This is a genomic window from Streptomyces sp. NPDC054872 (assembly GCF_053610705.1).
Genome location: NZ_JBSGYY010000043.1, coordinates 1 through 25,434, shown reverse-complemented (window position 1 = coordinate 25,434; position 25,434 = coordinate 1). Strand labels below are relative to the sequence as shown.

Below are 25,434 nucleotides of genomic sequence, written 5' to 3'. Positions count from 1 at the left end.
ATCGTTCTCGCTGCTTTCGGACCTCCTTCAGTGTGGCTGATCTGCTGCTATAGCGTCCAAGACGCGCTGTGCATGCCTCCCATAGATGTGAGCAATACGCGGCGATACGCTCGCGGTATGGCTCCTGTGGAACTGCGGCACCTGCGTTATCTCCTCGCCGTCGTCGAACACGGCTCCTTCACCCGGGCCGCCGAGACGTTGCACGTATCCCAGCCGACTCTGTCGCAGCAGATCCGGGCGCTGGAGCGAGCCGTCGGCCTGCCGCTGCTCGACCGGGCGGGGCGCACCGTGCGGCCCACCGACGCGGGTCAGGTGTATGTGGACCATGCGCGAAGAGCGCTGCGCGAACTGGCAGCCGCCGACCGGGCTGTGCAGGACGTACGGGACCTCTCACGTGGGCAGCTGCGGCTCGGGGTCACGCCCACCTTCACCGCCTATCTCGTCGGACCGCTCATGGCCGCCCTGCACGCCAGGTATCCCGGGCTCGGCCTGACCGTCCGTGAGGGGACGCAGGAGCGCATCGGGGAGGCGCTGATCGCCGACGAGCTGGACGCGGGGATCGGCTTCACCGGTGACCCGGTGCCCGGCGTCGAGGCCGATCCGCTGTTCATCGAGACGCTCGGTGTGGTCGCGGGCGCCGGGAATGGTTCCGGGCCGCTGTCGGTGGGGGAGCTGGCCGGGCGGGACCTGGCGCTGCTCGCAGGCGACTTCGCGACCCGGGCCCGGATCGACGCCTACTTCGCCGAGCAGGGTGCCGCACCGCGGGTGGTCGTCGAGGCGGACTCGGCGCTGGCGCTGCTGGAGATCGTACGCGGTGGGGCGCTGACCACCGTGCTGCCCGACGCCGTGACCCTGGACCGGCCGGGGCTGTCGCAGGTTCCGCTGTCGCCGCCGCTGCCCCACCGCACGGCGGCGCTGCTGACCCGGGCCGGTGGCTACCGCTCGGCGGCCGTGCACGCCTTCGTCGCGCTGCTGCGCGCGCAGGTGACCGAGCGAGGGCTTCCGCCCGCCCGGCAGTGAACTGGCCCCTGACGCACGGTTGTTGTCGGGCCAGGGCCTCGGCATGATGGGTGCCGCCTACGGTGGATTGACGCCGGTCGTCGCCTCTTCGCTGCTCGCGGTGGACGCATGGCGAGGTGGGTGAGGCTCAGCCAGGATGCATGTCGCGATATAGCGCTAGTCTTCTGTACGCGCCGCTTCCCGCGTCGCGCTCGGCGTTCGACAGGAGCAGGACGGAAGCATGTCGGGAGAGAATGCGCCCACCGGTAGGCATGTCGGCCCCGGCTCGTCGCCCGAGTTGCGGGCCTCCCATGCGGACCGGGACCGGGTGGTCGATGTGCTGCGCATCGCGGCGGGGGACGGCCTGCTGACCGCGCAGGAGTTGGACGAACGCCTGGAAACCGCTCTGTCGGCGCGGACTCTGGGTGAACTGGCCGAGCTCACCACCGACCTGCCGCCCGTATCGGTCACGGGTGGGGCCGTTGCGGCAGAGGTCAAGGAAGTCGTCCGCATCGAGCAGGTCCACAGCGGTGCGGTCGAGCGAGTGGGACGCTGGGTGGTGCCGCGGCGGCTGGAGCTCGCGGTGATCTGGTGCGACGTGACCCTCGACTTCACCGAGGCCGTGATCACGCAGGACGTCCTTCGGATCGACGTGACCATGGCGGGGAAGAGCCTGACGCTGATCACGGGGCCGGGCGTCGAGGTCGATACCGACGGCTTGACCCTGGTCCACTGCAAGCTGGTGGACCGCGGCACGCGGACGCCCCCAGGCGTGCCGACCAGGCTGCGGGTGGAGCTGGTCGGCCAGAAGGCTCACGGCCGTGTGGTGGTGCGGCCCCCGCGCCGGACGTTCGCCCAGTGGTTGTTGCGCAGGCCCGCGTCCTCGGGCTGAGCGAGGCTCCGTCGTGAAGGCGGCGCTGGGGTCGGGTTCACGTTCAGGCGGGCGGTTTCGTGTCGACGACGTAGCTGATCTCGATGATGTGTACGGGGGCCGTACTGTGCTCTCTTGTGGTTACTGAGGAACCATAGGAGAGTGGCTTCCGATGTAGAGGGCAGCACTTTCGGTGACGGGGGAATCTATGGGGACCAAGCAGCAACTCAAGGGCCTACCCGAGGACGCCGACCTGAGGCGCGCGGACTCGTTGGCGCGGGAGATCTTCTCGGACGTCGCCAACAAGTGGGCGCTCCTGATCATCGAGGCGTTGGGTGAACGCACCCTGCGCTTCAGTGAGTTGCGCAACGAGGTCGAGGGCGTCAGCCACAAGATGCTCACCCAGAACCTGCGCATGCTGGAGCGCAACGGACTGCTCAGCCGGAAGGTGTACCCCACCGTGCCGCCGCGGGTCGAGTACACCCTCACCGATCCGGGCCGCGCCCTGCGCGCCGCGGTCGACGCCATCTGCGGCTGGACCCATCGGTACCTGGGACACATCGAGGACGCGCGCCATCGCTTCGGCACCTGACGGACACGCGCCACCATGCCGCGGCCCAAGAACCCTAGCCCGAGGGCTCATTGGCCCAGACTGCCCCGGCACAACGCCACCGTGACCGGTTCCGTGACACCCTCGGCCATGTCGCACACGATCTTGCCGTCGTAGGTCGTCCGGGGACGCGGAGGACGGGGCGCCACCGGTTCGGGGCGTCGCTCGGGCGGCCGTTGCGCCACGCGCCGGGGTGCCTTGGGCGCCCGCTGAACCGGTGAGCGGGCAGGGGCCGGTGACGGGGGTTCACGGTCGACGGCAGGCGCCTGATGGCGAGGCATGGGCTCAGCGCCCTTCCTGTCCTCCTTGCTCTTCGGCCTGCCCGTGCTGCTCCTCACCAGCGCGTCCCGCGCCGAGGGCTGAGTGGCGGGAGCATGAGCCTCCCGCGAAGCCGGCGCCCGACCACCCGCAGGATCAAGTGACGGGGCCGGCCCCGGCTTCACGGAGGTGCACCCCGCGGTACTCAGCAGGATCAGGACGACGAGCGTGACGAGGCGGCGGCGCATCGGGCCACTGTCCCGCTGCACTGAGGCCGCGCGCAGCCAACTGTGGCCGGACCACCGGAGTGAGTGACGGACAGGCTGCGCGCCGCGCCAGACGCGAGGTCGTGACAAGGGACGGCGACGACTAAGCCGAAGCGGGGAGCAGGGCGGTCTGCCCGGCGACGGGGACAGGGCACCCTCACCATTCACCCTCACCATCCCCCCTCACCACTTACGACTCACAGCTCACAGAGAGCTAGGAGTGAGGTGACGGCGTCGCTCAGCCGGTGGGGGCGCAGGGTGCCCGCAAGGTGTGGTCCTGCCCAGCCGGGGCCGGCCACCATGACGGCTGATTGCGTACGGGCTCCGGGAACGCCCCACTGCAGAGAGCGGAAATGCTGGGCGAGGGGGCGGCTGGCGGTGCCGTAGGACTGCGCCCACAGCACAACCGCGACGGGACCGATGCGGCGTACGGCTTTGTCGAGTGCCTCGGCGGGGACCGAAGACCCGAACATGCTCACCGGAACGCCGCGCTCCGAAAGTGCCGCCGAGAGGGCTTCCAGCGGCAGGGTGTGCGCCTCGCCCGGCACGCAGGCGAGGAGGACGGGCGAGATCGAGGCCCCGGCCTCGCGTTGCACCGCGCCGTAAGGTTTCGTCACGCGCCGCAGAGCCGTCGACACATGCCACGACAGCAGATGCTCGACCTCGACGTAGCGCTCGCCGGAGGTCTCCCACTTGCGGCCGACCGCATGCAGGGCAGGCATGATCACCTCGTCCCACGCGGGGATCAGTCCCAACTGCGAGATGGCCGTACCGAGCAGGCTCTCGATGGCGGGAGAGTCGAGCCTCAGCGCCGCCCGGTTCAGCCCGCGCAGGTGTTTTCGGGTCTGCCCGGGCAAAGCAGGCCGCTGGAGCGGGGAGGGCCGGCCGCTCGGATCAGGGTCCAGAGGTTCCGGCGGGCTCGACGGAGCCACGGAGGCCCGCAGGGCGGCCCGCGCGGCTTCGGATGGCGGCACGCCCGCACTGGTGAGCCGGCACATGTGCTCCAGGACCGCGATGTCCTCGCGCGTCCACCGTCGGTGGCGGCCGCTCTGGTGGTCGGCGGGGCCGACGCCGTAGCGCTGGCCCCACGAGCGCAGAGTCGTCGGCGCCACGCCGAATCGTCTGGCGACAGCCCCGGTGCTCAGGCCCGCCACGGACGACAGCGGGCGCTGCAGCTCGGAGTTCCTCATCGGTTCACGGTACGACGCAAGACCGACGCATGTTGCACCGCCCAGCGCGTGATCGCGAGCCTTGGCCCATCGCAGCGCGCAAGACGCTCGGTGGAACCGGACTGCGGGGGAGCCCATTGGACAGCGGTGAGCCCTCGCAGCCCCACCGAGCCGACTGGACCGAGCTCACCGGGCCGCCTGGTCCGGCAGGAGGAAACCCATGGCGGTGGACGCGGCACCCGTTCCCACAACGGTCCCCTCGCATGTGCCGTTCGAGGAGAGCCAGGACGCCGAGGAGATCGCGGCGGGGTTCATCCGCGGCGACGAACGCTGCGTCGCAGCGCTCTATCAGCGCTGGGGCGCCCTGGTGCACACGCTCGCCGCGCGCGCTCTGGGCGATGCCCGTGAGGCGGAGGACGTCACGCAACAGGTCTTCCTCGCCGCGTGGCGCGGCCGGTCGGGCTACCGGCCCGACCGAGGGCCTCTCTCGGCGTGGCTCGTCGGCATCACGCGCCGGAAGACGGCGGACGCGCTGACTGCCCGCACTCGTCGGCTCGCGCTCACCACGGCCGCAGGCGTGCAGGTCGAGACCGGGGTGCTTCCGACGCACGATCACCCGGAAGCAGCGCTGGACAGGGTGCTCATCGTGCAGGAACTCGGCAAACTGCCGCCGATACAGCGGCTCATGCTGGGCATGGCGTTCTATCAAGACCTCACCCAAGTGCAGATCGCCCAGCGAACGGGCCTTCCCCTGGGCACCGTCAAGAGCCACATCCGCCGGGGCCTGCACCGGCTGAGGCACACCCTGGAATGCGACGAGGGTCCGGTGGACGGCTAGGCGGGACCCCGCAGAAGCGATGCGATTTCGGTGCGAGGGCAGCGTACGCGCGACTGGTTGAGCACTCTTCCCGCATCCGCATCCGCATCCGCATCCGCGTCCGCTTTCGCCCTCGGGTCCGCATCCGGCGACGTGCCATCGCGGGAAGTGGTCCGAGAGCCTGCGCCGCGCGGATCCGCCGCGAAGGGGTGTCCGAGATCTGAGGTGCCGGGCGACATGGGTGAAGTCGGCGAGGTGGGCGATCGTGAAGCATGTTGACTCATCGGACCTCGCCGAACTAGCTCTCACGAAGGCCGATGCGGCGCGAACTGGGCCCGTCGGCGCCCACCTGCACCAGTGCGGCGCGTGTCGGGCGCATCTCGATGCTCTGCGCAGGGTCGTCGAGGCGGCGCGGTCCGCTTCCCCGGCCGACGTACCGACGCCGCCACCGCAACGTGTGTGGCAGGCCATCTCCGCGGAGTTGACCGTCGATCTGGGCGCCTCGCAGGCGCGCCCGCCGCATTCCGCCGCTGCGCGAGACGCCGCACGACAGCGGCCGAGCGGACACGACACTTCGGTGCGCCGCCGCGCCGGACGCGGCTCCGCGCTGCTGCTCGCCGCGGCCTGTCTTCTTGTCGGTGCGGCGCTGGGGAGCGTCGCCACCTGGTGGCAGACACACCTGGACCCGGGCACTGCCCGTCCGGGCGCCGATGCCACCCTCGCCCCACTGGCCGTCGCCCGGGCCAAGGGAGTTGCGCATCTCGTCGTGGACGACAGCACGCACAAAGCTCTGCGCATCGAGGTGAAGGGGCTGCCGAGCACCAAGGGGTACTTCGAGGTGTGGCTGATGGACTCGACGCATCGAAGGCTCATTGCCGTCGGCGTCCTCGGGCCCGACGGATCGGCCACACTGCCGCTCCCGCAGGGCGTGAACCTGTCCGGCTACCCCGTGGTGGACGTCTCCGTCCAGGCGTACAACGGAAATCCCGCCCACTCCGGCAAGAGCATCGTCCGCGGGGCTCTATGAGGCTGGGGCGGGCAGGTGCCGGCCGGTTCTCGTACGACACAACGCACCGATGGGGGGCTCTCGTACCCATGTCTGTGCATCCAACGGCTCCCTTCGTAAGGAATGCTGGCAGCAAGGGCAGCAGCAAGGGCAGACGCAGGGAAGGGTACGAGGGGCGGCATGGACGACGCGGAGATCGCCATCGTGGGCGCCGGCGCGGCCGGGCTGTCCCTGGCCTATCGGCTCTGCGCCACTCCTCCCGCAGACACCGCCCCTTCTGCACGCACCGGCTCTCACGCGCGCGACAGGCCTTCGATCGTTCTCATCGACGCTCCGCACGGCGCGCTGAGGCCGCCCGAACGGACCTGGTGTTTCTGGGAGAAGAGCGAGGGAGAATTCGACACGTCGTTGTCCGGCGTGTGGGACACCCTGCGGGTACGCGCCCCCGACGGAACAACCGTGATCGGTTCTCCGGCACCGCTGCGCTACAAGATGCTCCGCTCCAGCTCCTTCGAGGAACTGGTCGCGGCGCGACTCGACGGCGACGACCGGGTGCGGCGCGTGGAAGCCGAGGTCAGGGAGGTGCGCGACCTGCCGCAGGGAGCTGAGGTGCGCGGAACCACCGCAGGGGGCGAGTCGTTGGCCCTGCGTGCCCGGTGGGTGTTCGACTCACGCCCACTCGCGACGTTGCCGCCCGCCAGGACCACGCTGCTGCAGCACTTCCGCGGCTGGTTCGTCAGCACGGACCGGCCCGTCTTCGAGGCCGGCCTGGCCGACCTGATGGACTTTCGCACCCCACAGCCCGCGCACGGTCTCTCCTTCGCGTACGTGCTGCCCATGACGCCGTACGACGCCTTGGTCGAGTACACGGAATTCTCCGGCGCCGTGCTCGAGGAGCAGGCCTACGAGGAGGCGCTGCGCAGGCACGTGACGGAGCGACTCGGCCTGGAACGCTATGAGGTCAGGCGTGTCGAGCAGGGCGTCATCCCCATGACCGACGCGCGCTTTCCCCGTCGCTCCGGCCGGTCGGTCTTCCGCATCGGCACGGCCGGCGGGGCGACACGCCCTTCCACCGGCTACACCTTCGCGGCGGTGCAGCGGCAGACTTCCGCCATCGCGGCCGCCTATCACCTCGGCCGTACGCCCGAGCCCCCGCCCGTCCACGCCAGGCGCTCGCTGGCCATGGACTCCGTCATGCTGCGGGCCCTGGACACCGGACGCGTGGACGGCGCCGCGTTCTTCGCCGGACTGTTCGGCAAGGTGCCCATGCAACGGCTGCTGCGCTTCCTCGACGGACGTACCCGCTGGGACGAGGACTTCAGGATCGGACTGCGTACGCCGGTCCTGCCCATGCTGCGTACGGTCGCGGAGCTGCCGTGGCTGCCCCGGCGCCACCAGCAGCACGCCCTGCCGCAGCGCCGGGTTTCGTGACGCCGACCAAACAGTCGCGACCTCCGACCCCTCAGTCGTGACCGGCAATCAACCGAAGGAGACGCCGAGATGACGCTGCTGCGCGACGACGAACTGTCCGCCGCGTTCGATCACGCCGCCCACACCTACGACCGGCTGGTGTCCGCCAATCCCGGCTACCACGCCCATCTGCGACGCTCCGCCCGACGCCTGGGGCTGGCGGACGAAGGTGCGGGACTGCGCGTGCTCGACCTGGGGTGCGGCACCGGTGCCTCGACCGCCGCCCTCCTGCACGCGGCACCCCGTGCCGAGATCGTCGCGGTGGACGCCTCGCAGGGCATGCTGGACCGGGCCGCGGCCAAGCCGTGGCCTCCTGGCGTGCGCTTCGTGCACGCTCCGGCCGAGCAGCTCGCCCGGGCCGGAGTCGAGGGCCCCTTCGACGCGATCTTCGCGGCCTACCTGTTCCGCAATCTCGACGACCCCGATGCGGTATTGACGGCTATGCGTGAACTCCTCGCCCCGCATGGCCGGTTGGGCGTGCACGAGTACACGCTCAGCGGCCGGGCGCTGGACCGCGCGGTGTGGACCGCCGTGTGCAAGGGTGTGGTCCTGCCCGCCGGTACGGTCGCCGGCGACCGTCGCCTCTACCGGCATCTGTTTCGCAGCGTCGTCGATTTCGACACGGCGGCCGAGTTCGCGGCTCGGGTGGGGCGGTCAGGCTTCCGCCAGGTCCGTGTGCTGCCGATGCCGGGCTGGCAGACGGGCATCGTGCACACCGTGGTCGCCGCGGCCCCGGGCGCGGCGCGATGAGCGGACGCGGTGTGGCGAGCGGACGGGGTGCGGCGAACGGCGGCGCGAGGCGCCACGGACGTGACCGGCGCGCCCGGGTGGTGCCGGGCCCGTCGGGGATGAGGCGGGTCTCCGGTGAGGTGCGTGGCGCAGCGGTCATCGGCGGGGGCATCGCCGGTCTGGCCGCGGCGACCGCTCTGGCGGAGCGGGGTGTCGAGGTGACGCTCTACGAGCGGGACGACCAGCTGGGGGGCCGGCTCGCGGGATGGTCCACGGAACTGGCGGACGGCTCCACGGTCACCATGAGCCGAGGGTTTCATGCCTTCTTCCGCCAGTACTACAACCTGCGCGGGCTGCTGCGTCGCGCCGACCCCAGCCTGAGCATGCTCCGGGGCCTGCCCGACTATCCGCTGCGGCACAGCGGCGGCCTGCAGGACAGCTTCGCGCGGGTGCCGCGCACGCCGCCCTGGAGCGCGCTCGGCTTCGTGGCCTTGAGCCCCACGTTCGGCTGGCGTGACCTGACCCGGATGAGTCCGCGCTCCGCGTTGCCGCTGCTCGACGTACGGGTACCCGATGTCTACCGGCGCTTCGACCACATCAGCGCCTGGGATCTGCTGGAACGCATCCGATTCCCGCAGGCGGCCCACCACTTGGCCTTCGAGGTGTTCTCCCGCAGCTTCTTCGCCGACCCCCGGCAGTTGTCGGCGGCCGAACTCGCCCTGATGTTCCACATCTACTTCCTCGGCTCCAGCGAGGGGCTGCTGTTCGACGTGCCGCGAGCCCCTTTCCCGGCCGCGTTGTGGGAACCGCTGGCCCGGTATCTGACCGGTCACCGGGCCGACATCCGTACCGGCCAAGGTGTCGAGAGCATCGAGCCCGCGCGCCAGGGCGGTTTCCACGTCGTCACCCGGGACGGCCACAAGCGGCACGACGCCGTCGTCCTGGCCCTGGACATCAAGGGTCTTCAGCAGGTGGTGGAACAGTCGCCGCTGCTCATCGACAGCGACTGGCGTACGCGGATCATGAGCCTGCGCACGGCCCCGCCCTTCCTTGTGTCCCGGCTGTGGCTCGACCGGCGGCCGTCGCCCGAGCGGCCCGGCTTTCTGGGCACTAGCGGATACGGGTCACTGGACAACGTCAGTGTGCTGGAGCGCTGGGAGAGCGAGGCGGCCGACTGGTCGGCCCGTACGGGTGGCTCGGTCATCGAACTGCACGCCTACGCGGTCCACCCGGGAGCGGACCGGGCGGCGGAACAACGCAATCTGCTGGCCCAGTTGCACCGGGTCTACCCGGAGACTCGTGACGCCAAGATCGTCGACGCGCGGCACGAGTGGCGCGCCGACTGCCCGCTTTTCCCCGTCGGCGGATACCTGGACAGGCCTGCGGTTCGCACCTCGGACCCGGACGTCACGCTGGCCGGCGACATCGTGCGCAGCGATGTGCCGGTCGCCTTGATGGAGCGGGCGGCAACGACCGGCTTCCTCGCGGCGAACGCCCTGCTCGAACGCTGGGGCGTCGCCGGACAGACGCTGTGGACCGTCCCGGACAAGGGCAGGACGGCGGCGCTGAGGGGCCTCAACCAGTTGGCCGGTACCTGACTGGCCGTCACCCGAGATGCTCAGCCCGGGAATCGCCCGCTGCTCCGCAGGGACCAACGCCTCTCCGCGTACGCCATGTCATCACGCCACAGCCGCCCGGCCGCCGCCCGCATGACGGGGCGCAGCAGCGGAGTCAGGGACCTGGCGACCGCGAACCCGCGCCGGTCGGACGCGGCGATGACCGCTTCGAACACGACCGTACGAGGTTGTCCCGCGGCGTCCGGCTCGAGCGGCGTGGCGTGGGTTTCCACGACGGAACCCGCTCCCTCGCCCTGGGTGATGTGCATGACCACGGTGCGCGGTTCGGGAGCCGTGAAGACGGCTGTGACCGGTACCACCGCGCGTGCGGCCACCTTGAAGGACACCTCCACGGCGAATTTGTCCTCGGCCTCGCTCACGGGCCCGGCTCCGGGCTCGTCCACGACGCGGAGATCGACGAACGAGTAGGGGTGGAACCAGGCGCCGTGCCAGGGATCCAGGCGATTGGCGATGATGTCTTCGGGCTCGCAGGCCCCTATGGCAGTGCAGACCGCCGCCACACTCCCGGCCAACCGCGGACGCTCGGGAATCACCGGCCGGTCCAGGGGCTGTTCACCGCCGACCGAGTCGAGGCGCACCCAGGCCAGGACCCCGTCGTCGTGGGCAGGATAGGGCTGCCAGCCCGCACGCGCCGATCCGTCGAGGGCAAGGCCGTGCCAGTGGCAGAAGAGGGTGCCGCATCGCACGACACCGTCCTTCAGCGGCGCCCCGAGGTGGGGGCAGGCGCCGGCGCCGGCCCGTAGCGCTCCCGCGGCGTCGCGCCAGGCGACGACCTCGGTGCCGGCGATGGTGCGGCCCAGCGGTCGCTCGGCCGTGATGTTGCGTGCGTCGTCCAGCACGTACCAATTGCCGGACGGCCTGGCCTGGGCGCGCTTCAGCGCCTGCGCGATGACGGCCGGCTTCGCCTCGCGCCAGGTCGGCTGCTGCCGCTCCCAGGCCACGGGACGACGCCGCAGCCGCAGCGGATAGCGGCCGTTGCCGGAGAAGCGTCCGGAGCTCATACTGCCTCCGTCCTCGGCTGCCGAGTTCGTACCTGCGAGGTGTGCGGCATGTGCCGGGGTGGCGGTGCGTCGGGTGCGCCCGGGACGGTGGCGTCCATGGAGCGGGCGCGCAGGCGAGCCGCGGCGAGGCGGGCCATGCCGTCACAGGCGACCGCCGCCCGGCGGCGGCGGGGTACCACGGCACGGCGGTGCAGAACGGCGAAACCGTCGCGTGCGATGGCGTCGAGGATCGCGCCGTACAGCACGAAGGCGGTGCGGATGCAGGGCCGGGACACGGGGTCGAGCAGCGGCAGGCCGGGAGCTGCCTCGCGATAGACGCGCCGGGTGAGCGAGGCGGCGTCCTGCAGGGCCGCCGTGATGCGCCGGTCATGGCGTCCGCTGTCCCTGCTCCAGCGCAGGAGGGCCCGGTCGACGCCGTGTGCGGCCAGCAAGTCCAGGGGGAGGTAGACGCGTCCGCGGTCGAGGTCCTCTCCGACGTCTCTGAGGAAATTGGTCAGTTGGAAGGCGACGCCCAGGGCGGCGGCGTGCGGGGCGGCCTCCTCGCGGGGGACGACCGTGCCCAGCACGGGGAGCATCTGCAGGCCGATGACGGCTGCCGAGCCGTGCATGTAGTTCCGCAGGTCCGCGTAACGGGGGTATTCGGTGACCTCCAGGTCGAGTCGCATCGACGTCATGAAGTCCGTGAAGAGCTCCGGGGCGATGGCATAGCGGGCAGCGGTGTCGGACAGTGCCGCCACCACCGGGTCCGTGCTCCCTCCCCTGCGCAGGCCGGCTTCGAGGTCCCTTTGCAGGAGGAGCAGGGCCGAGGCGCGCTCACCTGTCGTGGCCGTGGAGTCGAGGTCGTCGACGATGTCGTCGGCCCAGCGGGCGAAGCCGTACAGGGCGTGTACGGCGGGCCTGCGCTCGACGGGCAGCAGCCGGGTGGCGAGGAAGTACGTCTTGCCGTGCCGTGCGTTGAGTCGGCGGCACTGGGTGTAGGCAGCGCGCAGGGCGGGGTCGGTGATGCCGGCGCTGTCGAGTTCCCGGGCGGTCATGGCGCGAGGCCCTTCGTGTCGGTCGGAGCCTGGATCCGGGCGGGTGGTGTCGGCCGTGGGCCGGTGACGCGTGCCGCGGCGAGCTTTCCCGAGATCAAGACGGTCGGTACGCCGACTCCCGGGGTCGTGCCGCAGCCGGCGAGGACGGCGTTCTCGACGCCGCGCACGAGGTTGCGCGGGCGGAAGGGGCCGGTCTGGGCGAAGGTGTGGGCGGCGGAGAACGGGGTGCCGGCCGCGTGCCCCTGCGCGGTCCAGTCCGCGGGCGTCACCAGGCACTCCTCTTCGATGGCGGAGGCCATGCCGTGCAACCCGCGCTGCTCCAGCTCGGCCAGGAGACTGTCGCGATACCGGGGTGTGAGGTCGCGCCATTGGTGGGCCGAGGGGCCGACGCGGGTGTTGGGGCAGGGCGCCAGGATGTAGTGCAGATGGCGCCCTGCCGGGGCGAGCCCGGGGTCGGTGGCCGTGGGGCGCGTGATCAGCAGGGAAGGGTCGGACATCAGGCTGCCTGTACGGGTCAGTTCGTGAAAGGTGCGCTTCCAGGCGGAGCCGAACGAGATGGTGTGGTGGGCCAGTTGGGGCCAGGTGCGGTCGGTGCCCGCGTGCAGGACCACCGCCGAGGGAGAGTGGCTCAGGCGGACGGGACGGCGCGGCTGAGAACCGAGCAGGCGGTAGGCGACCGGCAGATCCGGCGTCAGGACCACGGCGTCGCACGGGAATCGTTCCTGATCGGTGACCACGGCCGTGATCCGGCCCCCGCGGCGTTCGAGGCGTGTCACCTCCTGCCCGAAGCGCAGCTCGGCACCGGCGTCGGCGGCGGACGCCGCCATGGCCCGTGGCAGGGCGTGCATCCCGCCCCGCGGGAAGTAGACGCCGGCGACGGTGTCCATGTACGCGATGACGGCGTACGCGGCCAGTGCGCGGGCCGGGGGTACACCCGCGTACAGCGCCTGGAAGGTGAAGACGCGGCGGAGCCGCTCGTCGGAGATGAACCGCCCGATGCGCGCGTCCATGCGGCCGAAACCGCCAAGAGCCGCCAGGCGGACCAGATCTGGTGTCAGCAGTCCCAGGGGCGAGTCGAAGTTGGTGTCGATGAACCGGCGCATCTGGGCCTTGTACAAGCGATGCAGCCACGTACGCAGCCTGCGGTATCCGGCGGCCTCCCTGGCGCCGGCGAAGCGCTCGATCTCGGCTTCCATCGCCTCCGCCCGGGTGTGGACGTCCAGGCTGCTGCCGTCGGCGAACCGCGCCCGGTAGGCCGGGTGCAGCTCGAGCAGCTCCATACGGTCGCTGAGCCGGTCGCCGACCGCGGCGAATGCCTCGTCCGCCAGGTCGGGCATGGTCAGGACGGTGGGCCCGGTGTCCATCCGGTATCCGCCGCGTTCGAGCAATCCGGCCCGGCCGCCGGGCTCCAGGCCTCGCTCGACCACCGTGACGCGGCGTCCGGCGCCCAGGAGGTGCAGTGCGGCGGACAGGCCCGCCAATCCCGCTCCGACGACCACCACATGATCCGTCGGCCCTGGCAGACGCCTCATCGATTCCTCTCCTCGCGGACGGCAGCGGCAAGCAGGTGGTCTGTGTCATCCGCGTGTGTGGTGCCGCGTGTCGCGAGCCCTGGCGCCCCACCGCGCGCAACGCCGCTGACCAGGTAGAAGAGGTCACGCAGTTGTGCCTCGGCGGCGGGGCAGGGGAGCGCGGCGTCGGCGAGATGGTGCAGGCTGCGCGCGGCGAGCCGCGCTACGCGGTTCTCGACGGCGCCGCGGGCTCCGGTCGCCTCCAGCACGCCGCGTACGCGGTCGAGGCCGATCCCCATCGGTTCGGCCCGGCCGCCGAGAACGGCATCGAGGACGCCGATCGAGTGGTGGTCGGCCCTGGCCTCGGCGCGCTCCCGGGCCACGGCCATCAGATAGGTCGCCTTGCCTTCGCGGATGTCATCGCCCGCAGGCTTGCCGGTGTGCTCGGGATCCGCGTAGACCCCGAGCAGGTCGTCGCGCAGCTGGAAGGCCAGGCCGGCGCAGCGGCCTGCCGCGCACAGGGCCCGCGTGGTCCGGTCATCCGCTCCGGCCAGCGCCGCGCCGAAGGCCAGCGGCCGTTCCACCGAGTACAGGGCGCTCTTCAGCGTCGCCGTACGGGCGGCCCTGGCCAGGGAGCGGGCACCGGTCGCCTGTCCGTGCAGGTCCAGGTACTGGCCCGCGACCATTTCCGTGCGCATGTTCTGCCACAGGGTGCGGACGGCCCGTGCTGTCCCTGTGTCGAGCGCCGTGTCGGCCACCAGGTCATCGGCCCAAGCCAGGGCCAGGTCGCCGACGAGGATGGCCGCGGACGTCCCGAACGAGGCACCGGCCCCGCGGGCAGTGGTGCTGTAGTGGGCCTCAAGCTCGGCATGGACGGCTTGTTGGCCCCTGCGCAGCGGCGATCCGTCCATCACGTCGTCATGCACCAACGCGCAGGTCTGGATCAGCTCGAGGCCGACGCACAGGCGCAGCGCGGCCCGGACCTGGTCGGCGTCGAGCGTCTCGGCGCACGCCCGCAGCCCCCACCACAGGAAGCGCGGGCGCAGGCGCTTGCCGCCGTTGGAGGTGAAGTGGGCGACGCGTCCGGCCACGTCCTGGGCGAAGGTGGGGTCGATGCCGCGGGCGGCCTCGAGGCGCTCGGCCAGAACTTTTTCCAGCGTCCGGCCCACCGCCGCGGAAACATCGGCGTCGACGACGGTCGGGTCGTCCGCGCCTTCCGGTACGTCCCGTGCCTGCTTCATCCCGGGCGAGGTGCAGTGACCCTGCCCAGGCCTCGCCCGAGCGTGTCCGTGGTCGTACGCGGTCCTCGGATCGCCCAGGTCAGGGGCGAGGGATGCCTCCGTCCGGGCGCGGTGCATCGCATTTCCTCTCGTCGCATTCGATCGGCATCACGTCTCCCTCCCCTTCTGTCCGTCTGCGCGGGACGGATGCAGTTCACCCGCAAACCCATGAGGATCGGGCTCGGGGTGGCACGGCGAAGGCGGGGCGTCTGCGGCCGAAAGCCCGAGAGAGGTCATGAGCACACCGTCTCGCGGTGAGGCCCGACACGCATGTCGGCGGGCCCTTCGCACAAGGCCGGAGCGGGCCCTTCGCACAAGGCCGGAGCGGCACCAGCAAGGTCGGACGGCCGCATCCCCCCGCGTCACGGCCGTCCGACCGCATCCAGGTCGGGCCACCGGTGAAGGGGCCGAACTGGAGCTTCTCGTGTTCGCTCACGGACAAGAGTGACCCAGCAGGTGACAGAGGATCGACGTGATTTGGCCTAGCCCGAATAACGACATCTTGATCAGGCTCGGCGCATGCCTCTACGCATCCACTTCACAGCAGCGGATCTGGCCCGCACTCGGCTGGCCGAGGGACCTCGTCCCATGCTGGAGCTGGATATCGCGTTGCGACTGCTGCAAGAAGGAAGCCATGCGACCCGGTTCGGCGCCTGGCGCAGGGAATCGCTGCGCCGCCTGTCGCCGAGGGTGAGACGGCTGTTCGATCTGATCCCGCCGACGGGCTGGAGCGTGGACTTCCTCGATCAGACGGCGGCCGACAGCATCGACGAGGCGCTGGAACGGGTGCGGGCCACCCCCGCCACTCGTGTCCGCAACGACACGGAGGCCTGGGCGGGACGCGGCCACCAGCGTGCCGTGCCGTTCTGGACACGGTCACTCGGCAGCGACGGCCAACTACTCTCGGAGCTGGCCGACACGGTCGCCCACGCCCACAAGCAGGTCATCGCCCCGTATCAGCGGCACATGGACGCCCTCAGCCGCGCGGATCAGGCACTGCGCGCCCGCCAGGCCACCCACGGCGGCCTCGACATGCTGCTGTCCGGCCTCAACCCCCGCTACATCCGGTGGCAAGCACCCGTGCTCGAACTCACCATGGCTTCCGGCAGCACCGGCGACATCCACCTCGCGGGCCGCGGCCTGCTCCTGATTCCCTCGGTCTTCGGGGCGGTGTACCCGGCGCTGGACGACACAGCCGACCCCCAGCCGTGGCTGACCTACCCCGTCGGCCTGCGTGAGTCGGACCTGTTCCTGCCGTCCACCGACACCGCACGAGCCCTCAGTACCGTCCCCGACTCCCTGACCGCGCTCCTCGGTCACACCCGCGCCGTGGTGCTGTGGACCATCGCCCGGCACCCCGGCTGCACCACCACCGAACTCGCCCGCCGCGCGGGCATCTCGCCGGCCAGCGCCAGCCAGCACGCGACCGTGTTGCGCACCGCAGGCCTCTCCCACACCACCCGCCACCACAACACCGCTTTGCACACCACCACGTCCGCGGGTACCGACCTCCTCAACACCGCAGCCTGAGAGCGCCGTCCCGCACGCTCACCAACCCAGGCTCGTCCAGGTCCGGCGAGGAGCGGAAGCGCTCGTTTTCTGGACGGACTGCCGCGTTTACCGGGCAGACGCCGCACCGACGGAACGGCAGGCTGGTCAGCGGAGGCGACTCGGTGCGCCGGGGCGGGTCGTTCGCCGGCCACGTGGTCTCCCTCCTGGCGGTGGTTCACCTGCCGCGGTCGGGATGGCCCAGGCCCCCGCGCCATGTGGACATCGTTTGGCGAAAGGCCGTCCACGCGGCGGCAGTGGGCTTTGCGGGAGTAAGCCCATTCGGTCGCGTGGACGGCGGTGGCGGGCGGCGATGTGGTCGCTCGTCGGCATGCGCGTGGCCGGTGATGCCAACACGTCAAAGCTGTCGGCTGCTCTGGCGCAGGGTCATGCCCGGGGATTGGCCGAAGGCCGAGCGGTAGTGACCGGCGAAGCGGCTGGTGTGGGCGAACCCCCAGTGCGCGGCGATCCGGGTGACGGTCGACGTGTCCGGCGTGGCGGCCTCCAAATCGCGGTGCGCATGCTCCAGTCGGGCCCGCCGCAGGTAGGCGAGCGGTGTGGTGCCGCGATGGCGGCGGAAGGCCTCTTGCACGGCTCGGGGAGACGCGTACGCGGCCCGGGCGATATCGGTGAGCGTGACGTCCTGATGGGCATGGGAGTCGATGTAGGCGAGGGCGCGGAGCAGGGTCGCCGGTGTCGCATCGGTGCTGTCGATCCGCCGATGTTCAGGAGGCTGGTGGGGGAACAGAGCCAGCATGGTCGTCGCGAGCAGACGTGCCATCTGCCCGGACAGCAGGGCAGGCACCGTCTCCATGCCGTCGAGCCGGTGGGACACGAAGGAGGTCGTGGCTTGCCACAACTGGGCGGCTGCAGGGTCGGGAGCCTGTAGCTCGAAGAAGTTGAGCTGGGTGCGGTCCTCGGTGGGAGTGCCCAGCGTGTCGTGGAGGAGGACGGGGTCGAGGGCGGTCACGTGCGTCACCGCCTCCTGACATACGACTCGGTACGGCATTCCGTACGGGGTCAGCAGGGGAGTAACAGGCCCGGGAAGGTCACTCCGGTCCGGGAAGTCGACTCTCAGATGCCCTTGCCTGACCACGCTCACTACGGGACGGCTCAGCGCGTCACACGCGAAGCGCAGCGTGCCAGGAAGCACCACGTGGTCGACAGTGAACTGGTCGGTGCCCACACGAGAGAACCGCAGGTCCTCGCCCTCCAGTCGGCCGCTGAGCCGCAGGCTCGCCCCGTAGGAGGCATCCATGAACTCCCGGGCCAACGCGGTCTCTTTGGTGACGAGAGCGCTGCGTATCAAGCGCACATCCTCCGGCGCAACGCCCACAGCCGCCCCCTTGGCCTTGGGACACGAGCTGTCGATCCTTGAGTCACTGCGTTGACCGACATGGCGAATCTACTCGCAACGGCGCACCGGAGACAGGTACTGAATCCAGCCGCGGAGCCGCTCAGCGCGACGATGTCCGACCCTCAGGTGTCGAAGACCCCCAGCCGGTGTGCGATGGCCGCGGCCTCCCCGCGGCCTGAAACGGCCAGCTTGGTCAGGATGTTGGAGACGTGCACGCTCGCCGTCTTCGGCGAGATGAACAGCTCCTCCGCGATCTGCCGGTTGCTCCGCCCGGCGGCGACTCGTTGCAGCACCTCCCGTTCCCGCGCGGTCAGCCCCAGTGCCGCCGCCGGTGTCGGGGGCCGGCCGGCCGCCTCCCCCTCGCCCCGGTGCAGCGGGATCCGCGCGCGATCGGCCAGCGCGGTGATCTCCCTCTCGAGTGGCGCCGCGCCCAGCTCGCACGCCACCGCATGGGCCTGGCACAGCAGCTCGCCGGCCGATGTGCGGGAACCGGCACCGCCCTGGGTGATGAGGGTCTCCGCGAGCCGCAACCGGGCGGTGGCCGGTAGCACCGCAGCCTCCAACTGCTCGGTGGCCGCCAGGGCCTGGGCCCATGCCGCGGTCGCGTCGTGGCCCTCGGCGGTGAGCAGCTCGGCGTGGATCATCAGGGAGTGCGCAGCCCACAACGGTACGAACTCGGGTTGGCCCTTCATGGCCTCGCGGATGCGCTGCACCGCCGCCGCGCGCCCCGGAGCGGCTACGGCGAGCCCGCGGGTCCGTGCCTCCGCCGCGGCGGCCTCGTACAGCAGCGGCCAGCCGTAGCGATGGTGGCCGGGGGCGATGGCGTCGCCGACCGTCGTGTCCAGGAGTGAGCGCACGTCGAGAATCCGGCCGTCGGCGGCCGCCAGTGCGATGGTGATGCGTGCCACGGTCAGGGTGCGCTGCAGTTCCGGATAGGGGCCGGTGTTCTGCCGGCCGGCCTCCTCGAGTTGACGCAGGGTTTCGTCGTACCTGCCTCGGGCCAGGGCCAGTTCGGCGCGTTGCTCGGCGAGCTGGCCCCAGGTGCGGGAGCTCACGCCGCGGCGGCCGGATGCCCGTTCGAGCACGGTGTCGGCCGCCGTCCAGCGGCCGAGCTGGATGAGGGACTCGGCGAGGTTGCCGTCGATGAACGAGGCGGTGTCCGGCAACCCGTACCGCTCGGCGAGTCCGCTGCCCTCTTCGGCGACCTCGGCGGCTTCGGCGTAGCGGCCGAGGCCGTGCAGCGCCGTGGACAGGTTGCCGAAGCCGCGCAGCAGGACGTTGGCGTTGCCGGGCTGGAGTTCCCGGGCGCACACCTCGCGGGCCTGTTCGAGCCCGGTCTCGACGTCGCCCGCGTGGATGGTGAGCCAGGACAGGGTGTGCCGCGCGGTGAGACCGCTGGTCTCCGCGCCCGTCAGCCGGCAGAGCTCCACCGCCTGTTGGGCGATCTCGATGGCCTTCGGTCCCGGCTGGTGCACCACGTACCAGTGCGCCGCATGCGTCAGCGCGTAGGCGTGTATGACGGACGGCGGCAGGCCCTCCAAGAGCTTCAGGGCCTGGGCGATCTCGTCCCAGCCGTCCGAGCGGGAGAGGTCGCGCATCAGCTGGTAGCGCTCGGTCCAGAACCAGGCCGCGCGCAGCGGGTCGGTGTCCTCCAGCTCGCGCAACGCCCGCTTGCAGATGGCGAGTGCTCGCTCCCGCTCTCCGGTCAGGCGGGCGGCGGCGGTGATCGCGGCCAGCAGGACCACGAAGTCGCCGGGCGAATCCTGGGACATGGCCGGGCACAGGCCGTCGTGAATCCCTTGGCGCATGGCCCGCCGGCGCAATTCATCAGGAACGTCGTCCCACAGTTCCAGCGCCCGCTCCAACAGTTGGTGCTGCTCGGCGAACGCGTGACGTCCGCGGGAGGCGCCTGCCGCGGCGAGCACGGCGGGCAGCGCTTTGGCGGGGTCGCGGGCGTCGAACCAGTAGGCGGCAAGGCGCCCGGCTCGCTCCTCGGACCGTACGAGGGTGGGGTCGGCCTCCAATGCCTCGGCATAGCGGCGACTGAGCCGGGAGCGTTCGCCGGGCAGCAGGTCGCCGGCCACGGCCTCGCGCATCAGGGCATGTCGGAAACGGAAGGATTCACCCTCGTCGGAGGGCTGCAGGACAGCGGCACCGACAGCGGTACGCAGGATGGCGATCAGCTCGTCCTCGGCCAGACCCGTCACGGTGGACAACAAGCGGAACTCCACCTCGGAGCCGGCCTGGGCAGCGACCCGCACCACGCGCTGCACTTCTTCCGGCAGCGCCTCCACTCGGACCAGCAGCAGGTCGCGCAGGGAGTCGCTGATGCCACCGGGGGAACCCTCGCGGATGCTGCCGGCCAGCTCCTCGACGAAGAACGCGTTGCCCTCGGAGCGCGCGAAGACGCGGTCGAGGATCTGTTCGGACGGGGCCTCGCCGTGGAGGGCCGCGAGCTGGCGGCGCACTTCGGCGCGTTCGAAGCGGGGGAGTTCGAGACGGGTGACGGTGCGCAGCCGCTCGTACTCGGCCAGGGCGGGGCGCAGCGGATGGCGGCGGTGCAGATCGTCGGCGCGGTAGGTGGCGACGATGAGCAGGCGGCTGTCGGTGAGGGCGCGCAGCAGATAGCTGAGCAGCTCGCGGGTCGAGCGGTCGGCCCAGTGCAGGTCTTCAAGGGCCACCACGAGAGTCCGGCCCGCGGAGAGCCGCTCGAGGAGGCGGACGGTGAGCTCGAAGAGGCGGGCGCGACCGTCGGTCTCGGGGCGGTCCCGGTCCATCTCGCCGAGCTCGGGAAGGAGCCGGGCGAGCTCGCCCTCCTGACCGGCGACGGCGGCGTCCAGTTCCGCGCCGAGCTGCCGGCGCAGGGAGCGCAGGGCGGCCGAGACGGGGTGGTACGGCAGGGCGTCGGCGCCGGTTTCGACGCAACCACCAAGGGCGACGACGGCCCCGCCCTCGGCGGCCCGGTCAAGGAATTCCCGAAGCAGCCGGGTCTTGCCCACACCGGCCTCGCCGCCCAAGAAGACGGCGCCCGACTCCTCGGCGTCCGCCCTGGACAAGGCTTCGCCGAGTCTGGTCAGTTCGGCGCTGCGGCCCACGAGAACAGGGCTTGTATGACTACTGTGCACAGCGCTGAGCATGGCATCTCGTCCGCGGCGGGGACAGGGGGGTCAGTGGGTCAGTGCCCCCGGGCCGAACGCCGGTGGGCGCGGCCGCGGTCGCTCAGTCGACGCAGAACTCGTTGCCCTCGATGTCCAGCATCGGGATGCACGAATCGTTGCCGTCATACAGGGTCTGTACGTGGGTTGCCCCGAGCGGGACGAGGCGTGCGCACTCGGCCTCGAGCGCGGCGAGGCGCTCCTCACCCACGAGTCCGGTGCCGACCCGCACGTCGAGATGCACCCGGTTCTTGGCTGCCTTCCCTTCGGGGACGCGCTGGAAGTACAGTCGCGGGCCCTCGCCCGAGGGGTCGACGCACGCACACCAAGCGTCCTGCTCCTCAAGTGGCCGGGAGCGCTTGAATTCGTCCCATGTGGCGAACCCGTTCGGTGGCGGCGCCACGACGTACCCCAACACCTCGCACCAGAAGCGAGCGAGGCGCTCGGGTTCCGCGCAGTCGAAGGTGACTTGGAACTTCTTGATCGATGTCATCGGGTCACCGTACGACGGCCAACTGCTCACCGTCGCCCGTGAAAGGCAGCTTCGGCGCCCAACTGGCCCGGTCCACCACGCATTTCGCGGTCGGTGGGGCTTGTGCCGGTCAGGTGTGGTCGAGGGCCCAGGCCAGGGCGTGGTCGGCGATTTCCTCCCAGCCCTCCTGGGCGGGCATCAGATGGGAGCGTCCCGGATATTCGACGATCTCGGTGACGGTGTCGGACTTGTAGTGCTTGGCGTTGGACTGCTGGATCTTCGGCGGCATCAGGTGGTCGTTCTCGCCGGAGACGAACAGCAGCGGCGCCCGGTCGTCGTTGCGGTAGTTCACGTAGGAGTCGGCATGGCCGGGGTGGATGTTGGCCAGTGCGCTGCCCCAGAACACATGGCCGGACGCGGGGATGTGGTAGCGCTCGTACAGGGCGCGGGATTCGTCCTCGGGGAAGGTGTTGGTGAAGGCGTAGCGCCACTGGTCGTAGGTGAATCCGACGGCCTTGTGACGGTTGGCCGGGTTCTTCAGGACCGGGAACGTCGCCTTCAGCTGTGACAGCGGGATCGTTGTCACGCCCTCGGTGGGTGCGGAGTTGATGGCCACTCCGGCGCTGCCGTATCCGTGGTCCAGGAGGATCTGGGTGAACACTCCGCCCGCGGAGTGGCCCATGATGATCGGCTGCGTGCCGAGGCCGTCGATCAGTTTCTCCAGTGACGCGATGATCGAGGGAACGCTGAGTTCCTCGATCGGGGTCGGGTCGGCGTTGAGGGCCTCCACCTCCACCTCGAAGCCGGGGTACGCCGGGGCCAGCACGCGGAAGCCCTGGGACTGGTAGCGGGTGATCCAGTGTTCCCAGCTGCGGGGGGTCACCCAGAAGCCGTGGACGAGGACGATGGTGTCCGGTTTCATGAGCGTTCGCTCCTTCAACGGGTGGCGGCGTGGGCCGCCTTGATGATGTTGGCGGCGGCTTCGGGGTGGGAAATCATGACCACGTGCGAGGACCGGATCTCGGTCACCTTGCTGCCCGCGCGCTCGGCCATGAACCGCTGTGCGGCGGGCGGGATGACCTTGTCCTGGGTGGGGATCAGGTACCAGGACGGGATGGTCTTCCAAGCAGGCGCGCCGCTGGGGCCGCTGAGGCCCTGGACACTGCCGGGGCGCTGGGTGGCCGCCATCAGACGGGTCCGGGAGGCGGGCAGGTCGGCGGCGAACACGGCCCGGAACTTCGCGGCGTCGATGTAGCCGTCGGTGCCCGGTTTGCTGCCGGGGATCGGATAGTCGCGCGGTATCAGGGCGGCGCCGAGTTCACTGCCGGGGAACTGGCCGGCCAGTTGCAGCGCGCTCTCGCCCTCGGCGGGCGCGAACGCCCCCATGTACACCAGAGCCTTGACGTTGGCGTGCCCGCGCGCGGCATTGGTGATGACGACGCCGCCGTAGGAATGGGCGGCCAGGATGACCGGCCCAGGAATGCTGTCCACCACGCTGGAGACGTACGCGGCGTCGCCGGCGGTGTCCCGCAGCGGGTTGGCCGGTGCGATGACGGGGAAGCCCGCCTTCTGCAGCAAGGCGATGGTGTCGTTGAAGCCGGAGGCGTCGGCGAATGCCCCGTGCACCAGGACAACGGTCGGCTTCGACCCCTTCGGCGCGCCCTGCCCGGGTGCGTCGGAGGTCGCCCGGGCGGCGACCGAGGCGGTGAGGAGGAGGACGGCGGCGGCCAGTGCCGTCAGCAGACGGCGCAACGCGGGTACACGCATGACGAACCCTTTCGGACGGAGGGTCGGACGGTGCGGATGTGCCGGCTCACGTGGCGTGGGGGCCGGTGTGTCTCAGGAGGCGAGGAACGCCAGCAGGTCGGCGTTGAACTCGTCCTTGAAGGCGCCCACGAGACCGTGCGGAGCACCCGGGTAGACCTTCAGCGTCGCGTCCTTGACGAGCTTGGCCGACTCCAGGCCGGCGGCCACGATCGGGACGATCTGGTCGTCGTCGCCGTGGGCGATGAAGGTGGGGATGTCGAAGCGCCCCAGATCCTCGGTGAAGTCGGTCTCGGAGAACGCGCGGACGCAGTCCAGCGCGCCCTTGAGCCCGACCTGCATGCTCTGCAGCCAGAACGCGTCCGACACCCCTTGCGAGACCTTCGCACCGGGCCGGTTGAAGCCGTAGAAGGGCACGCTCAGCTCGGCGTAGAACTGCGACCGGTCGGCCGACACACCCGAACGTATGGCGTCGAACGCCTCGATGGGCAGGCCCTGCGGATTGGCGTCGGTCTTGAGCATGAGGGGCGGCACGGCGCCCAGCAGGACGGCTTTGGCGACTCGGGACGTACCGTGCCGGCCGATGTAGCGGGTCACCTCGCCACCACCGGTCGAGTGCCCGACCAGCACGGCGTCGCGCAGATCGAGCGTCTCGACCAGCTGGGCGAGGTCGTCGGCGTACGTATCCATGCCGTTGCCGTCCCACGGCTGGCTCGAGCGGCCGTGGCCGCGCCGGTCGTGCGCGATCGCGCGGTAGCCGTGCGAGGCGACCAGGTGCAGTTGGTCGTCCCAGGCGTCGGCGTTCAACGGCCAGCCGTGGCTGAACACCACAGGCCGCCCGGTGCCCCAGTCCTTGTAGAAGATCTCCGTGCCGTCGTGCGTCGTGATGAAGTTACGCATGGGAGCGCTCCCGTCAACAGCCGTGTGGGCGGGCCTCGATGTCGGTGTCGGTGCCCGTCTTCGGTGAGGGGGATCGTGTCAGTGACGGGGGACCCGTTCTTTGCCCTGCGTGCCGAAAACTGTTCCCCGAGTGCCAAAGCGCCCTCCGCCGCGGTGACTCCTGTGGCGCGAGTTGCAAAAGCTCACGCGCGTGACCCGGCAGTACTGGGATCTGCCTGCCCCGGTGACCGCGTTGCTGAAGAATCCGGAGGACGGTACGGCAGCGGGAAGTCCGCTGCCGCCGCCCTGGGGGGGCCATGCTGGTTTTGGACACGGAGGACTTACCTGCCGCCGACCGGACCGAGGCATTTCACGCCGTGGCCGTGGGGGAGAGCGGAAGTTGCTCGGTCGAGCAGGAACGTCCTGCGGCCGGCATGCGCAAGAGGCTGGAGGTCTGGAACTTCGGCCCGCTGACCCTGTTCGCCACGCACGGTTCGGGCATGCGCATCTGGCGCACCCCGCGCCACTCGCGATTCGACTCGATGAACACCGTCTCGATCATCACTCAGAGCCAGGGGACGGGCTCCTTCACCTGGAACGGCCATCAACAGCACGTAGGGCCCGACGCCCTGGCACTGGCACACAAGACCGCCGGTTACGAGTACGCGTGGTCCGGGGACGGAGTCTCCGTCGCCTTCATGGTCGACACCGAGCGTCTCGGCCTGCCGGAACACCTGGTGAGGACCGCGATACCGCTCCTGGAGCACAGCAGTGTCGCGCCACTGTTGCTGCAGCACATACGGAGCCTGCACCACCGCGCCGACCAGCTCAGCGGCGACCCCGGTGCCGAGGCGCTCGGCTCGGCCACGCTGGAACTCACCCGCGCCCTCGTCGTCTCGGTGTCCTCCGACGAACGCACTCGGCGGTCGGTCGCGAAGGACACCCTCCTGACCCGCATCCTCGCCTACGTCCGCGCGCATCTGACCGACCCCGGGCTCACCCCGCAGAGCATCGCGGCGGCCCACAACATCTCCGTACGGACCCTCTACCGGCTCTGTGAGCAAGGCGGCCTCGGACTCGAGAAATGGATCATCCGCCGACGCCTCGAAGGCACGCGCCGCGATTTGGCCCTGCCCGAGCACGCCCACCGCACGATCGAGGCCGTCGCCCGATCCTGGGGCCTGACCAACCCGACCCACTTCTCCCGCCGCTTCCACCAGACCTACGGCGTCACGCCTCGCCAGTGGCGCCGCCTCCACCACCCGGCAGCCACCTCGTCCTCCGACGAGTGACGAGCAACGTTCCGTCCAGACATGAACATGGTCGCGCGGCCCGGCAGTGACTGCCGGACCGCGCGACCAGGAACAGCGATCAGTACTGCTGGGTCTCCACGAAGCCGGCGTCCGCGTCGTCCGCGGCGGCGAGGGAGTCCACCGCGGCGACGGGGTCGAAGCCGGGCGGGCTGTCACGGAGCGCGAGGCCCATGCCGTGCAGCTTCGCCTTGATCTCGTCGATCGACTTCGCACCGAAGTTGCGGATGTCGAGCAGGTCCGCCTCGGAGCGGGCCACGAGCTCACCCACGGAGTGGATGCCCTCGCGCT

At 70.6% G+C, this 25,434-nt stretch carries 22 protein-coding genes; 10 read left to right on the top strand and 12 right to left on the bottom strand.

Going from position 1 to position 25,434, the window contains the following annotated elements; all coding sequences use genetic code 11:
* The first annotated feature begins 117 nt into the window (after positions 1-117).
* The 3 genes from cynR to ACWGIH_RS36285 all read left to right on the top strand — a co-directional run bounded on the left by cynR (position 118) and on the right by ACWGIH_RS36285 (position 2,462).
* Positions 118-1,020 (top strand): transcriptional regulator CynR, encoded by a 903-nt coding sequence (cynR, locus tag ACWGIH_RS36295; protein ID WP_453449317.1) that lies wholly within the window; start codon positions 118-120, stop codon positions 1,018-1,020.
* Positions 1,021-1,240: 220 nt separating this feature from the next.
* Positions 1,241-1,891, top strand: a complete 651-nt coding sequence (locus tag ACWGIH_RS36290; RefSeq protein WP_453449316.1) for a DUF1707 SHOCT-like domain-containing protein — start codon at positions 1,241-1,243, stop codon at positions 1,889-1,891.
* A gap of 187 nt (positions 1,892-2,078) precedes the next feature.
* Positions 2,079-2,462: a winged helix-turn-helix transcriptional regulator gene (locus tag ACWGIH_RS36285; RefSeq protein ID WP_453449315.1), complete on the top strand. Its 384-nt coding sequence runs from the start codon at positions 2,079-2,081 to the stop codon at positions 2,460-2,462.
* A 739-nt stretch (positions 2,463-3,201) separates the two neighbouring features.
* Here ACWGIH_RS36285 and ACWGIH_RS36280 read toward each other — a convergent pair.
* Positions 3,202-4,194: a MerR family transcriptional regulator gene (locus ACWGIH_RS36280; RefSeq protein ID WP_453449314.1), complete on the bottom strand. Its 993-nt coding sequence runs from the start codon at positions 4,192-4,194 to the stop codon at positions 3,202-3,204.
* Positions 4,195-4,393: 199 nt separating this feature from the next.
* Between ACWGIH_RS36280 and ACWGIH_RS36275 the strand changes: the two genes are divergently transcribed.
* The 5 genes from ACWGIH_RS36275 (at position 4,394) to ACWGIH_RS36255 (ending at position 9,793) form a co-directional block, all read left to right on the top strand.
* Positions 4,394-5,011 (top strand): sigma-70 family RNA polymerase sigma factor, encoded by a 618-nt coding sequence (locus tag ACWGIH_RS36275; protein WP_453449313.1) that lies wholly within the window; start codon positions 4,394-4,396, stop codon positions 5,009-5,011.
* A gap of 244 nt (positions 5,012-5,255) precedes the next feature.
* Complete coding sequence (locus ACWGIH_RS36270; RefSeq protein ID WP_453449312.1) at positions 5,256-6,017, top strand: anti-sigma factor; 762 nt, start codon at positions 5,256-5,258, stop codon at positions 6,015-6,017.
* A 159-nt stretch (positions 6,018-6,176) separates the two neighbouring features.
* Positions 6,177-7,427, top strand: a complete 1,251-nt coding sequence (locus tag ACWGIH_RS36265; protein WP_453449311.1) for a lycopene cyclase family protein — start codon at positions 6,177-6,179, stop codon at positions 7,425-7,427.
* A gap of 69 nt (positions 7,428-7,496) precedes the next feature.
* Positions 7,497-8,216, top strand: coding sequence for a methyltransferase domain-containing protein (locus ACWGIH_RS36260; protein ID WP_453449310.1), 720 nt, complete (start codon positions 7,497-7,499; stop codon positions 8,214-8,216).
* On the top strand, positions 8,213-9,793 hold the full coding sequence (locus ACWGIH_RS36255) for an FAD-dependent oxidoreductase (RefSeq protein WP_453449309.1): 1,581 nt from the start codon (positions 8,213-8,215) through the stop codon (positions 9,791-9,793). Before ACWGIH_RS36260 ends, ACWGIH_RS36255 begins: the two co-directional genes overlap by 4 nt.
* Before the next feature lie 20 nt (positions 9,794-9,813).
* Here ACWGIH_RS36255 and ACWGIH_RS36250 read toward each other — a convergent pair whose 3' ends face one another.
* Genes ACWGIH_RS36250 through ACWGIH_RS36235 form a run of 4 tightly spaced genes read right to left on the bottom strand, consistent with a single transcriptional unit; the run spans position 9,814 to position 14,619 of the window.
* On the bottom strand, positions 9,814-10,833 hold the full coding sequence (locus ACWGIH_RS36250) for a DUF5914 domain-containing protein (protein ID WP_453449308.1): 1,020 nt from the start codon (positions 10,831-10,833) through the stop codon (positions 9,814-9,816).
* Positions 10,830-11,867, bottom strand: a complete 1,038-nt coding sequence (locus ACWGIH_RS36245) for a phytoene/squalene synthase family protein (protein ID WP_453449307.1) — start codon at positions 11,865-11,867, stop codon at positions 10,830-10,832. The genes ACWGIH_RS36250 and ACWGIH_RS36245 overlap by 4 nt, the downstream gene beginning before the upstream one ends.
* Positions 11,864-13,399: a phytoene desaturase gene (locus ACWGIH_RS36240; protein ID WP_453449306.1), complete on the bottom strand. Its 1,536-nt coding sequence runs from the start codon at positions 13,397-13,399 to the stop codon at positions 11,864-11,866. The genes ACWGIH_RS36245 and ACWGIH_RS36240 overlap by 4 nt, the downstream gene beginning before the upstream one ends.
* Positions 13,396-14,619, bottom strand: coding sequence for a polyprenyl synthetase family protein (locus tag ACWGIH_RS36235; RefSeq protein ID WP_453449305.1), 1,224 nt, complete (start codon positions 14,617-14,619; stop codon positions 13,396-13,398). The genes ACWGIH_RS36240 and ACWGIH_RS36235 overlap by 4 nt, the downstream gene beginning before the upstream one ends.
* A gap of 627 nt (positions 14,620-15,246) precedes the next feature.
* Between ACWGIH_RS36235 and ACWGIH_RS36230 the strand changes: the two genes are divergently transcribed.
* On the top strand, positions 15,247-16,188 hold the full coding sequence (locus ACWGIH_RS36230; protein ID WP_453449304.1) for a winged helix-turn-helix domain-containing protein: 942 nt from the start codon (positions 15,247-15,249) through the stop codon (positions 16,186-16,188).
* Between the two features lie 376 nt (positions 16,189-16,564).
* Here the strand turns inward: ACWGIH_RS36230 and ACWGIH_RS36225 are convergent, their stop codons facing one another.
* The 6 genes from ACWGIH_RS36225 to ACWGIH_RS36200 all read right to left on the bottom strand — a co-directional run bounded on the left by ACWGIH_RS36225 (position 16,565) and on the right by ACWGIH_RS36200 (position 23,854).
* Positions 16,565-17,515, bottom strand: a complete 951-nt coding sequence (locus ACWGIH_RS36225; RefSeq protein WP_453449303.1) for a helix-turn-helix transcriptional regulator — start codon at positions 17,513-17,515, stop codon at positions 16,565-16,567.
* Positions 17,516-17,685: 170 nt separating this feature from the next.
* Positions 17,686-20,688: a helix-turn-helix transcriptional regulator gene (locus ACWGIH_RS36220; protein ID WP_453510353.1), complete on the bottom strand. Its 3,003-nt coding sequence runs from the start codon at positions 20,686-20,688 to the stop codon at positions 17,686-17,688.
* A 94-nt stretch (positions 20,689-20,782) separates the two neighbouring features.
* A complete protein-coding gene (locus ACWGIH_RS36215) occupies positions 20,783-21,211 on the bottom strand; it encodes a VOC family protein (RefSeq protein WP_453449301.1) in 429 nt (142 codons plus the stop codon).
* Positions 21,212-21,320: 109 nt separating this feature from the next.
* Positions 21,321-22,112: an alpha/beta hydrolase gene (locus ACWGIH_RS36210; RefSeq protein ID WP_453449300.1), complete on the bottom strand. Its 792-nt coding sequence runs from the start codon at positions 22,110-22,112 to the stop codon at positions 21,321-21,323.
* Positions 22,113-22,126: 14 nt separating this feature from the next.
* Positions 22,127-22,957, bottom strand: a complete 831-nt coding sequence (locus ACWGIH_RS36205) for an alpha/beta fold hydrolase (RefSeq protein ID WP_453449299.1) — start codon at positions 22,955-22,957, stop codon at positions 22,127-22,129.
* Between the two features lie 72 nt (positions 22,958-23,029).
* On the bottom strand, positions 23,030-23,854 hold the full coding sequence (locus tag ACWGIH_RS36200; protein WP_453449298.1) for an alpha/beta fold hydrolase: 825 nt from the start codon (positions 23,852-23,854) through the stop codon (positions 23,030-23,032).
* 296 nt (positions 23,855-24,150) lie between these two features.
* On the opposite strand from ACWGIH_RS36200, the gene ACWGIH_RS36195 reads away from it, so the two are divergent.
* The gene (locus ACWGIH_RS36195) at positions 24,151-25,125 is read left to right on the top strand and encodes a helix-turn-helix domain-containing protein (protein ID WP_453449297.1); all 975 of its coding nucleotides are present in this window, start codon (positions 24,151-24,153) and stop codon (positions 25,123-25,125) included.
* Between the two features lie 79 nt (positions 25,126-25,204).
* Here ACWGIH_RS36195 and ACWGIH_RS36190 read toward each other — a convergent pair.
* The coding region (locus ACWGIH_RS36190) for a DNA-directed RNA polymerase subunit alpha C-terminal domain-containing protein (RefSeq protein WP_453691749.1) at positions 25,205-25,434 on the bottom strand (230 nt) is incomplete at its 5' end.

Excerpts from the sequence above, each read along its gene's own strand:
- ACWGIH_RS36285 (WP_453449315.1), top strand. The coding sequence starts at position 2,079 with ATGGGGACCAAGCAGCAACTCAAGGGCCTACCCGAGGACGCCGACCTG.
- ACWGIH_RS36255 (WP_453449309.1), top strand. The coding sequence starts at position 8,213 with ATGAGCGGACGCGGTGTGGCGAGCGGACGGGGTGCGGCGAACGGCGGC.
- ACWGIH_RS36250 (WP_453449308.1), bottom strand. The coding sequence starts at position 10,833 with ATGAGCTCCGGACGCTTCTCCGGCAACGGCCGCTATCCGCTGCGGCTG.
- ACWGIH_RS36210 (WP_453449300.1), bottom strand. The coding sequence starts at position 22,112 with ATGAAACCGGACACCATCGTCCTCGTCCACGGCTTCTGGGTGACCCCC.
- ACWGIH_RS36265 (WP_453449311.1), top strand. The coding sequence starts at position 6,177 with ATGGACGACGCGGAGATCGCCATCGTGGGCGCCGGCGCGGCCGGGCTG.
- ACWGIH_RS36275 (WP_453449313.1), top strand. The coding sequence starts at position 4,394 with ATGGCGGTGGACGCGGCACCCGTTCCCACAACGGTCCCCTCGCATGTG.
- ACWGIH_RS36290 (WP_453449316.1), top strand. The coding sequence starts at position 1,241 with ATGTCGGGAGAGAATGCGCCCACCGGTAGGCATGTCGGCCCCGGCTCG.
- ACWGIH_RS36230 (WP_453449304.1), top strand. The coding sequence starts at position 15,247 with ATGCTGGAGCTGGATATCGCGTTGCGACTGCTGCAAGAAGGAAGCCAT.
- ACWGIH_RS36200 (WP_453449298.1), bottom strand. The coding sequence starts at position 23,854 with ATGCGTAACTTCATCACGACGCACGACGGCACGGAGATCTTCTACAAG.
- cynR (WP_453449317.1), top strand. The coding sequence starts at position 118 with ATGGCTCCTGTGGAACTGCGGCACCTGCGTTATCTCCTCGCCGTCGTC.
- ACWGIH_RS36260 (WP_453449310.1), top strand. The coding sequence starts at position 7,497 with ATGACGCTGCTGCGCGACGACGAACTGTCCGCCGCGTTCGATCACGCC.
- ACWGIH_RS36240 (WP_453449306.1), bottom strand. The coding sequence starts at position 13,399 with ATGAGGCGTCTGCCAGGGCCGACGGATCATGTGGTGGTCGTCGGAGCG.
- ACWGIH_RS36195 (WP_453449297.1), top strand. The coding sequence starts at position 24,151 with ATGCTGGTTTTGGACACGGAGGACTTACCTGCCGCCGACCGGACCGAG.
- ACWGIH_RS36235 (WP_453449305.1), bottom strand. The coding sequence starts at position 14,619 with ATGAAGCAGGCACGGGACGTACCGGAAGGCGCGGACGACCCGACCGTC.
- ACWGIH_RS36215 (WP_453449301.1), bottom strand. The coding sequence starts at position 21,211 with ATGACATCGATCAAGAAGTTCCAAGTCACCTTCGACTGCGCGGAACCC.
- ACWGIH_RS36280 (WP_453449314.1), bottom strand. The coding sequence starts at position 4,194 with ATGAGGAACTCCGAGCTGCAGCGCCCGCTGTCGTCCGTGGCGGGCCTG.
- ACWGIH_RS36245 (WP_453449307.1), bottom strand. The coding sequence starts at position 11,867 with ATGACCGCCCGGGAACTCGACAGCGCCGGCATCACCGACCCCGCCCTG.
- ACWGIH_RS36205 (WP_453449299.1), bottom strand. The coding sequence starts at position 22,957 with ATGCGTGTACCCGCGTTGCGCCGTCTGCTGACGGCACTGGCCGCCGCC.